Source organism: Sinomonas sp. G460-2 (assembly GCF_047759905.1).
Lineage (GTDB): Bacteria > Actinomycetota > Actinomycetes > Actinomycetales > Micrococcaceae > Sinomonas.
The window spans coordinates 1-8,714 of the sequence record NZ_JBKZWT010000146.1 but is presented as its reverse complement, the minus strand read 5'-3'; the positions used below and the strand labels follow the sequence as shown (position 1 = coordinate 8,714).

The 8,714-nt window shown below is 69.2% G+C and carries 10 protein-coding genes; 5 read left to right on the top strand and 5 right to left on the bottom strand.

What is annotated here, in order from left to right; genetic code table 11:
* Positions 1-731 (bottom strand): D-alanyl-D-alanine carboxypeptidase (locus ACLN58_RS13650; protein WP_415855806.1); only part of this gene is annotated, 731 nt, incomplete at its 3' end.
* Positions 732-883: 152 nt separating this feature from the next.
* Here ACLN58_RS13650 and ACLN58_RS13645 point away from each other — a divergent pair.
* Together ACLN58_RS13645 and ACLN58_RS13640 are read left to right on the top strand one after the other, a co-directional pair.
* Entirely contained in the window at positions 884-1,372 is a 489-nt protein-coding gene (locus ACLN58_RS13645; RefSeq protein ID WP_415855805.1) for an inorganic diphosphatase, read from the top strand.
* A 165-nt stretch (positions 1,373-1,537) separates the two neighbouring features.
* Positions 1,538-2,149, top strand: a complete 612-nt coding sequence (locus ACLN58_RS13640; protein WP_415855804.1) for a hypothetical protein — start codon at positions 1,538-1,540, stop codon at positions 2,147-2,149.
* A 28-nt stretch (positions 2,150-2,177) separates the two neighbouring features.
* On the opposite strand, the gene ACLN58_RS13635 is transcribed toward ACLN58_RS13640, so the two are convergent.
* A complete protein-coding gene (locus ACLN58_RS13635; protein WP_415855803.1) occupies positions 2,178-3,014 on the bottom strand; it encodes an HAD family hydrolase in 837 nt (278 codons plus the stop codon).
* A gap of 369 nt (positions 3,015-3,383) precedes the next feature.
* Between ACLN58_RS13635 and ACLN58_RS13630 the strand changes: the two genes are divergently transcribed.
* On the top strand, positions 3,384-4,334 hold the full coding sequence (locus ACLN58_RS13630) for a hypothetical protein (protein ID WP_415855802.1): 951 nt from the start codon (positions 3,384-3,386) through the stop codon (positions 4,332-4,334).
* Between the two features lie 47 nt (positions 4,335-4,381).
* Here the strand turns inward: ACLN58_RS13630 and serS are convergent, their stop codons facing one another.
* Positions 4,382-5,668 carry a serine--tRNA ligase gene (gene serS, locus ACLN58_RS13625; RefSeq protein WP_415855801.1) on the bottom strand — a complete coding sequence of 429 codons (1,287 nt, stop codon included), beginning with the start codon at positions 5,666-5,668 and terminating at the stop codon, positions 4,382-4,384.
* Positions 5,669-5,746: 78 nt separating this feature from the next.
* Between serS and ACLN58_RS13620 the strand changes: the two genes are divergently transcribed.
* Positions 5,747-6,799, top strand: a complete 1,053-nt coding sequence (locus ACLN58_RS13620; protein WP_415855800.1) for a diacylglycerol/lipid kinase family protein — start codon at positions 5,747-5,749, stop codon at positions 6,797-6,799.
* Between the two features lie 15 nt (positions 6,800-6,814).
* Here ACLN58_RS13620 and pheA read toward each other — a convergent pair whose 3' ends face one another.
* Together pheA and ACLN58_RS13610 are read right to left on the bottom strand one after the other, a co-directional pair.
* Positions 6,815-7,738, bottom strand: a complete 924-nt coding sequence (gene pheA, locus ACLN58_RS13615; protein WP_415855799.1) for a prephenate dehydratase — start codon at positions 7,736-7,738, stop codon at positions 6,815-6,817.
* Entirely contained in the window at positions 7,738-8,061 is a 324-nt protein-coding gene (locus ACLN58_RS13610; RefSeq protein ID WP_415855798.1) for a rhodanese-like domain-containing protein, read from the bottom strand. The genes pheA and ACLN58_RS13610 overlap by 1 nt, the downstream gene beginning before the upstream one ends.
* 93 nt (positions 8,062-8,154) lie before the next feature.
* Here ACLN58_RS13610 and ACLN58_RS13605 point away from each other — a divergent pair.
* Positions 8,155-8,714: amidase family protein (locus tag ACLN58_RS13605; RefSeq protein WP_415855797.1), on the top strand; the 560-nt coding region annotated here is incomplete at its 3' end.

The window sequence follows — 8,714 nt, the reverse complement described above, 5'->3', positions numbered from 1 at the left end:
GCTCCGGGCAGGGCGCGCGCGACATTGACAGCGATCGGGGCGATCGGCGCCACCTCACCTGCGGCGACGTCCTCGGGCGACCACGCGGGGTTAAGCGAGGCGCCCGTGAAGAGCGAATCGTCAAGCTGGATCGATACGGGCCCGTGGACGGGTCCGAGCGCCGCGGCGGTCTGCTTGGCGAGCGTCGCGATGCCCGCCCGACCCACCACGGCGTCGGGCGAGGAATCCCCACTGCCGAGGAAAACGTCGCCGCCCGCCACGAGCACGACGCTGCCCGGGGCGCTCCCACGCACCGTGCGGGTGTGGAACGTCGCGTCGGGGCCGAGGGTCGTGAGGGCGGCCGCGGCCGTCAAGAGCTTGAGGTTCGACGCCGGCGCCACCGGAACGGCGCCCTCGCGGCTATAGAGCGTCTGCCCGGACACGCCGTCGAGGACCGCCGCGCCGAACGTCCCGTTGTTGGGGCCGAGCTGGGCCTCGATCGTCTTCGCGAGCGCCGCCGCAGCGGGGGTCGGCGCGGAGTCCGAAAGTGGCGTAGCCCCTTTAAGCGGAGCGGCCGACGACGGAGGCTTGAGCCACGCGGGCACGCTCGGCGTGGGCGTGGGCGGATTCAGCAGCGGGGCCGGGAACGCCGGCGCCATATACGCTCCGCCGACCACTGCGACGATGGCGAGAAGGGTCGAGACGAGCCACCACGTCACGGCGTTCTGGGCGCGGCCGGGCGACTTGCTCATACGGTGGCGGTCCTGGGGTTCGAGGCTTGTTCGGCGACGTGCGATGGGAGAGCACGCCCCCCAGTGCGGATATCCTCAATACTAGTTGCCGCCGACCGCGGGTTTTCACGCCCTGAGCGGCCGCCCCTGCACGCTGCCAGTCAAGGAGCACCATGAAGCACGACGTCACGATCGAGATCCCCCGCGGCTCCCGCGTCAAGTACGAGGTGGACCACGAGACGGGTCGCGTCCGCCTGGACCGCGTCCTCTTCACCTCGATGCAGTACCCGACGCACTACGGCTACTTCGAGAACACGCTCGGCGAGGACGGCGATCCGCTCGACGCGCTCGTGTGGTACCCCGACGTGGACCTGTTCCCCGGGATCCTGCTTGAGGCGCGGCCCATCGCGATCTTCAACATGGAGGACGAGTCCGGCGGCGACGCCAAGCTCGTGTGCGTCCCCGCGGACAAGCGCTTCGACCACATTCAGGAGGCCTCGGACCTCGACGAGTGGCTGGTCAAGGAGATCGAGCACTTCTTCAGCCGCTACAAGGACCTCGAGCCGGGCAAGTGGGTCAAGCCGGCCGGCTGGGCGGACCGCGCCGCGGCCGAGGCCGAGCTCGAGGCATCGATCAAGCGCTTCGAGGCCGAAGGGCACTGAGCTCCGGTCGATCGTGACCACTCGTTCAACGAGACGTGGCCACTCGTCGCATAGTCGACGAGTGGCCACTTTTTGCTCATCGAGTGGTCAGATCTCGCTCGACACGAGGTCATTGCTCGTTCTTTGACGGGCCTCTGAGGGCATCTACGCGGATAGGCTCGGGCCATGTACACGGTCACGATCAATCAGCGCGACCGCGAACCGGGGGACAAGGTGCCGAATCTCCTGCGCGCGCTCTCGCGGGCACGGGCCGAGGTGCCGTTCGCCCGGACCGTCGGAGACGAGGTCCAAGGCGTCTTCCTCAGCGCGGAGCTGGCCATCGACGCGAGCCTGACCGCGATGCGCGCCGAATCGTGCGGCGGGGTGCGCTGGAACGTGGGCATCGGCGTCGGCCCTCTCGGCGAGCCGCTGCCCGAGGCGATTCAAGACGTCACGGGCCTCGGCCTCGTCTACTCGCGCCGCGCCGTCGAACGCGCCCAGCACATCAAGGACGAAGCCGCGATCTCCGTGGACGGCCCAGACCGCGTGCTCGCTGCCGAGGCGGCGGCGATCCTCCGCCTCCTTGGCCTCATCATCGCCAGGCGGACGACGGCGGAATGGCGGGTTCTCGAGCTCCTCACCCCAGGGGTGCGGGGCCAGCAGAGGGCCGTCGCGGAGGCGCTCGGCATCACGGCGCAGGCCGTGTCGAAGGCGATCGCCCGCGCGCACTGGAACGAGGAGTTCGAGGCCCGTCCCGCCGCCGCGCACCTCATGCGGCTCATGCTCGAGGCGCGCTGACGCCGGCTCGCCCGAGTGACCACCGGCGTTACAGGAGCGAGCGCATGACTCCGACGACGCCGTCGTCCTCGACGGCCGAGGTGACCTCGTCCGCAGCGGCCTTGACCTCGTCGGGGGCCTGACCCATCGCGATGCCGCGCCCGGCCCACTGGAGCATCTCGATGTCGTTGCGGCCGTCGCCCACGGCAACGGTGTGCGCAGGATCGATCCCGACGAGCGAGCGGACTCGCTCGAGACCGCTCGCCTTCGTGACGCCCTTCGCGGCGATGTCGAGCCACGCGGTCCAGCCCACGGAGTAGGTCACGCCGTGGAGGCCGATCGACTCGACGGCACGGCCGAACTCCTCTGCCGTGGCGTCGGTCGAGAACACCACGAGGCGGACCGCCTGCGCGCCGAGGAGGTCCTCGAACGTCACGCCGGTGGCCTCGACGCCGAAGCTCGCGTCCTGGAAGCGCTCGGTCGAGAGGAAGTTGCCCTCGGCGTCCTCGAGCGCGTACTTCGCGCCGGGAAGGCGGTGGCGAAGGGCTTGAAGCGCGGGCGACGGGTCGAAGATGCGGCGGTCGATCACTTCGTAGCCGCCGTTCGCCCCGGCGTGGATGCGTGCCGTGACGCCGCCGTTGCACGAGACGACGTAGCCCCTCTCGATCCCGAGGAGTTCCACGACGGGGAGGGTCGCGCCGAGCGAGCGGCCCGTCGCGACGACGACCTCGTGCCCGGCGGCCACGAGGGCCTGCCCGGCCTCGCGCACGGCTGGGCTCATATGGCCGAAGTGGTCCACGAGGGTACCGTCGACGTCGAGGCCGATGAGCTTGCGATTCATGGTTCCCAGCTGGTCATCGATGCCAGCGTTCAGCATTGTTGTCATGGATCTAGTGAACCACTAGCGACCGACAGTGCTGGTGACGGCTCTGGCACAGACCGTGAACAGCCAGTGAATACTCACAGGCTTCCCCACAGTGTGAGTGTTCACCTTGGGTCCCGTGAGAGGCGCTGTTCGGGCGCCCCGGGAAAGTACGCCTTGTGGCCGAGAAGAACGCGTGAGTGCGTCTTTCCGGCCAGAAACCGTCTCCCGACCACAAGAGAATTCTTCCACAGCCCAACGCGTCACGGTTGTCCACCTGGCACGTAAGCCCTGTGGCCTCGCCCCCCGGAGGTCTGGAACGCTCACGAAATGGACGCTGTCGGTCAACTCCTCAATACATGCCAAGATCGCCTCTACGAACCAGGATCGGACGTGCGTCGCGGCTTCGCGGCCGGACGGCTGGTCCGACTTCGACGTGGCCTTTACGTCCCCACTCGGGCATGGCTCGGCGCCGCGCCCCACGAACGGTTCCGACTGGCTGTCGAGGCCCTCGCCTTGGCGTACCCGGAAACTGTCTTCTGCGGCGAAACTGCGCTGCTCCTCCGCGGCCTCCCGACCGTGAAGGCTCCTCCTGCGATTGACGTAGCCACCTCCACGAAGGGTCGGCTCGGACGTCAACCGGACACCTTCGCCGTTCGAGGGACGGACGACGGCGCCGCGCGCTCTCGTCTCACTCCCCCGCCTCCCGTTCGAAGGCACCTCCACAGGTCGCTCGATGCGGAGCGCGTCGGCGGATTTCGGGTGATCTCCGAAGTCGAAGCGCTCGTTGAAGTACTCGCGTCAGGAAAGTTCGCTCGCGCCCTCACCGTCGCCGACGGCATTCTCAGGCGGGACGCTGAGGCTTCTCTCCTGGACCACCCCGACCTGCTAGTCCGGATCGCTGGGCTCCCCCACCGGTCACAGCAGGAGCGCGCCAGGCTCGTTGCCGCCCTCGCCCGTCCCGGAGCCGAGTCGCCCGGAGAGTCGGTAAGCCGAGCCCTGATGCTCATGTTCGGATTCCCGGAACCGGAACTTCAGAAACGGCACTTCGACGGCCTCGGGTTCATAGGGCGCACGGATTTCTCCTGGGCGGAAGAGCCGCGTCCCATCGGCGAATTCGACGGTTGGGGCAAATACCTTCGCACTGAACTGATGGGCGGAGAAGACCTGAACGCGATCATCCGGAGGGAGAAGCGGCGCGAGAATCGGCTCCTGGCGCTAGGCCACCCAGTCGTGCGGTGGGACTGGGCAGATCTGGAGAGGCCGTCGCAGCTTCGCTCCAAGCTCATCGAGGCCGGACTTCGCCCGACTCGGAGACGCCTTGTGGCCGCGAAGAACGCTTGAGTGCGTCTTTCCGGCCAGAAACCGTCCTACCGCGCTGGGGAGGGCCGTCACAGAACCGGGAGCACCTCGAGGCCGCCGAGATACGGGCGCAGCGCGGCCGGGACGGTGACTGAGCCGTCGGGGTTCTGGTGGTGCTCGAGAATCGCGACGATCCACCGGGTCGTCGCCAAAGTGCCGTTGAGCGTCGCGACGCTGCGCGTGCCCCTGGCGGCGCCGTCGTCGTCGAACATCCGCTCGCGGATGTTGAGCCGCCGGGCCTGGAAGCCCGTGCAGTTCGACGTCGAGGTGAGCTCGCGGTAGCGGCCCTGCGTCGGGACCCACGCCTCACAGTCGAACTTGCGGGCCGCGCTCATGCCGAGATCGCCTGCGGCCGTGTCGATGACGCGGTACGGGAGCTCGACCTTCGCGAGCATCTCCTCCTCCCACGCGAGCAGGCGGGCGTGCTCGGCCTCGGCCTCCTCGAGCGGGACGTAGGAGAACATCTCGACCTTGTTGAACTGGTGCACGCGGATGATGCCGCGCGTGTCCTTGCCGTGCGAGCCGGCCTCGCGGCGGTAGCACGAGGACCAGCCGGCATAGCGAACCGGGCCCCCGGACAGGTCGAGGATCTCGTCGGAGTGGTACCCCGCGAGGGAGACCTCCGAGGTGCCCACGAGGTACAGATCGTCCTCGGCGAGGCGGTAGATCTCGGCGTCGTGCTTGACGTCGAAGCCCGTGCCCTGCATGGTCTCGGGGCGCACGAGCGTCGGGGTGATCATGGGCGTGAAGCCGGCCTTGATGGCCTGATCGAGGGCCATCTGCAGGAGCGCGAGCTCGAGCCGCGCGCCCACGCCCTTGAGGAAGTAGAACCGCGCGCCGGAAACCTTCGCGCCGCGCTCCATGTCGATCGCCCCGAGCAGCTCGCCGATCTCGAGGTGATCGCGCGGCTCGAAGCCCTCGGCCGCGAAGTCGCGCGGGGTGCCGACGGTCTTGACCACGATGTAGTCGTCCTCGCCGCCCCCCGGGACGCCGTCGATCACGAGGTTCGGGAAGACGCGCATGAGCTCGTCCTGCTCGGCCTGCGCCTCGTCCGCCGAGACGGACGCCGCCTTGACCTTCGCCGCGAGCTCCTTGACCTCCGCGAGGAGCGCCTGCTTCTCCTCGCCCTTCGCCGCGGCCACCTTCTTGCCGAAGGCGTTCTGCTCGGCACGCAGCGTCTCGTACTGGGTCAGGGCCGCGCGGCGGCGCGAGTCGGCGGCAAGCACCCTGTCCACAAGGGACTCGTCGGCACCGCGCGCACGCTGGCTGGCGCGGAACTTCTCGGGGTTGTCGCTGAGCTCTCTGACGTCGATCACGCGGATAAGCCTATCGGGCCTGCAGGGGTGTGTGGCCGTGGGCTCAGCGGGCGGCGCGCGGGATAGAGTGAAAGAGCCATGCGCAACTGGATCATCGGGGGTGCCCTCGCGGCAGCTGGTGCTTTTGCCGTCACCAGCTGGTGGGGTGTGCGCAGGCTCCGGGAACAGCACAGCCGCAGCGCGGTCGGCGAGCCCGCCCAGACCCCCGAGCCGGGGCCGCAACAGGTCGCCGTGATCCTGAACCCCACGAAGGCCCGCGCGGCCGAGGCCGAGATGCTCATCGAGGCGGCGTGCCGCGGCGCCGGCTGGGCGCACCCCCTCGTCTTCGAGACCACCGCGGACGATCCCGGCCACTCCATGACGCGCAAGGCACTCGAGGCGGGCGCCGACGTCGTCATTCCCTGCGGAGGGGACGGCACGGTGCGCGTCGTCGCGGAGGCCCTCGCGGGCACGGACGTCGCGCTCGGGCTGGTTCCGCTCGGCACGGGGAACCTCCTCGCGCGGAACCTCGACCTGGACATCACGCGCCTCGCCCAATGCGTGCACACGGCGCTGTTCGGCAGGCAGCGGCGCATCGATACGGCCACCTTGTCGCTCGAGAACCGCGCGACAGGTTCCAAGTCAGAGCACACGTTCCTCGTGATCGCCGGCATGGGCATGGACGCTGAAGTGCTGAGCGACACGAACGAGGACCTCAAGAAGGCTGTGGGCTGGATCGCGTATACCGAGGCTGGCATACGCCACATGCCAGGCCGGCGCCGCAAGAAGGTCGACATCTCACTCGACGAGGGCGACTTCCAGACCAGGCGCATTCGCAGCGTCCTTTTCGCGAACTGCAGCAAGCTCCCCGGGGGCGTTGACTTCATCCCCGAGGCCTACGTCGACGACGGCGTGCTGGACATCGTCGTCATGAGCCCCCGCAGCCTCATCGGGTGGCTCTCGATGTGGGTCAAGATCACGTTCCAGCACAGTCGCCCGCTCCCCGTCATGTCCTTCTACGGCGCGCAGAAGGTGCGGATCCGCAGCGGCGAGCCGGTCGAGACCCAGGTCGACGGCGATCCGACCGGCCCCGCGACCGACATCAGCGTCGAGGTCCACCCGCTCTCGCTGCTCGTGCGGGTGAACGGCTAGCCGCCGGAAGGCACCCTAGGCGCCGAGGATTCCGCGGAGCCAGGCGTGGCTCGCGTCGAACGCCCGATCGGTGTTGTGGGCCAGGACGTCCGGCTCGACGGCGTCCGCTCGGCGGTACGAGCCGAGGAACCGCGTCTGCGGGCTCAGCCGGTGCAGTCCGGCGAGCGCGTCCGCGACGCGGGCGTCCTGGGCATGGCCCTCGGCGTCGATGCTGAAGAAGTAGTGGCCGAGGTATTCTCCCGTGGGCCGCGACTCGATGCGCGAGAGATTCACGCCGCGTGACGCGAATTGCCACAGGATCTCCATGAGCGCGCCGGGATGGTCCTCGGGCAGGGGCACGGCGACGGTCGTCTTGTCGGCGCCCGTCCGCGGCGGGAGCTCAGACGGGCCGGAGACGAGGATGAATCTGGTAACGGCCCCCGCGTTGTCACCGATGTTGTCTGCGAGGACTTCGAGTTCGGGCCGCTCCCCCGCGACGATAGGGGCGCAGATGGCCGCGTCGCCGGGGCGCGAAGACGGGTCCAGGAGGCCGAGGGCCCCGGCGGCCGTCGATGACGACGGCACATATTCCGCTTGGGGCACGTTTGCCGCCGACCATCCGCGACATTGTGCCCACGCGTGCCCGTGCGTGAAGATCCGCCGCACGTCCTCGAGGCGGGTCCCCGGCCGGGCGACGAGGACGAACGTAATCGGCACGAGCTCCTCGCGGACGATCCGCAGCTCGGGGCCGGTCGAGATCGCATCGAGCGTCGCGGTCACGCCTCCCTCGACCGAGTTCTCAATGGGCACCATCGCCGCGTCCGCCGATCCCAAGCGCACGCGGTCGAGGGCCTCGTTGACGTTGCTGGAGGGGACGCGGCTCGCATCCCGCGCACCGGGGACCTTGAGGAGGGCAGCCTCGGTGAAGGTCCCCTCGGGACCGAGGAACGTGTAGATCACTAAAGGACCGTCGGCTGATGGCCGTTCTCGGATACGAGGGCCCGTCCGGACTCGAGCCACGCATCCATGCCGCCCAGGACATTCACCGCGGTGTAGCCCTGGTCGACGAGCCAGCTCGTGACGCGTGCCGAACGGCCGCCCGTGCGGCACACCACGAGCAAGTCCTCATCGGGATCGAGCTCGCCAAGGCGCGCGGGCAGCTGATCCATCGGGATGTGCAAGGCCCCTTGGGCGTGACCAGCCTCCCATTCGTAGTCCTCGCGCACGTCGAGCAGAACGCCTGCCGGCAGCTCGTCGACGCGGACGGATTCGAAGTCGGGCATGGGTGCCTCCTGATGAAACGCTGTTCTCACTCAAGCCTATAGTGAGTACGCCGCGCCGGGGCGGGGCATGACGAGACACCTGAGGAGGGCCGCATGGACGACGGCGTGGCCCGCCTTTCCGCGCGAGGCCTCCGCGACGCTCTGCACGCCGGCGAACTCTCGGCGAGGGACGCCACGGGCCACTTCCTGTCCGTGATCGAGGCCGCGAACCACCGCCTCGGGGCCTTCGTGACCGTCACCGCGGACCGGGCCCTCGAAGCGGCCGCCGCGGCGGATCAGGCCCACGTCGCGGCGCGACGCGCCGGAACGCTCGATGCGCTCCCACCTCTTCACGGCATGCCGACTGCGTTCAAGGACCTCGTCGACGTCGAGGGCGTGCCCACAACACACGGAAGCGCCACGATCAGCCCGCGCCCCGCACCCACGGACGGGCCCCTCGTCGAACTGCTCCGAACCGCGGGGGTCGTCTCGCTCGGCAAGACGCAGGTCCCGGAGTTCGGACTCACCGCGTACTCGGAGAACCGCATCGCGCCGCCCTCGCGGAATCCGCACGCGCCGGCCCTGAGCTCGGGCGGTTCGTCGGGCGGTTCCGCGGCGGCCGTCGCCGCCGGTCTGCTGCCGTTCGCACCCGGGACCGACGGCGGCGGCTCGAT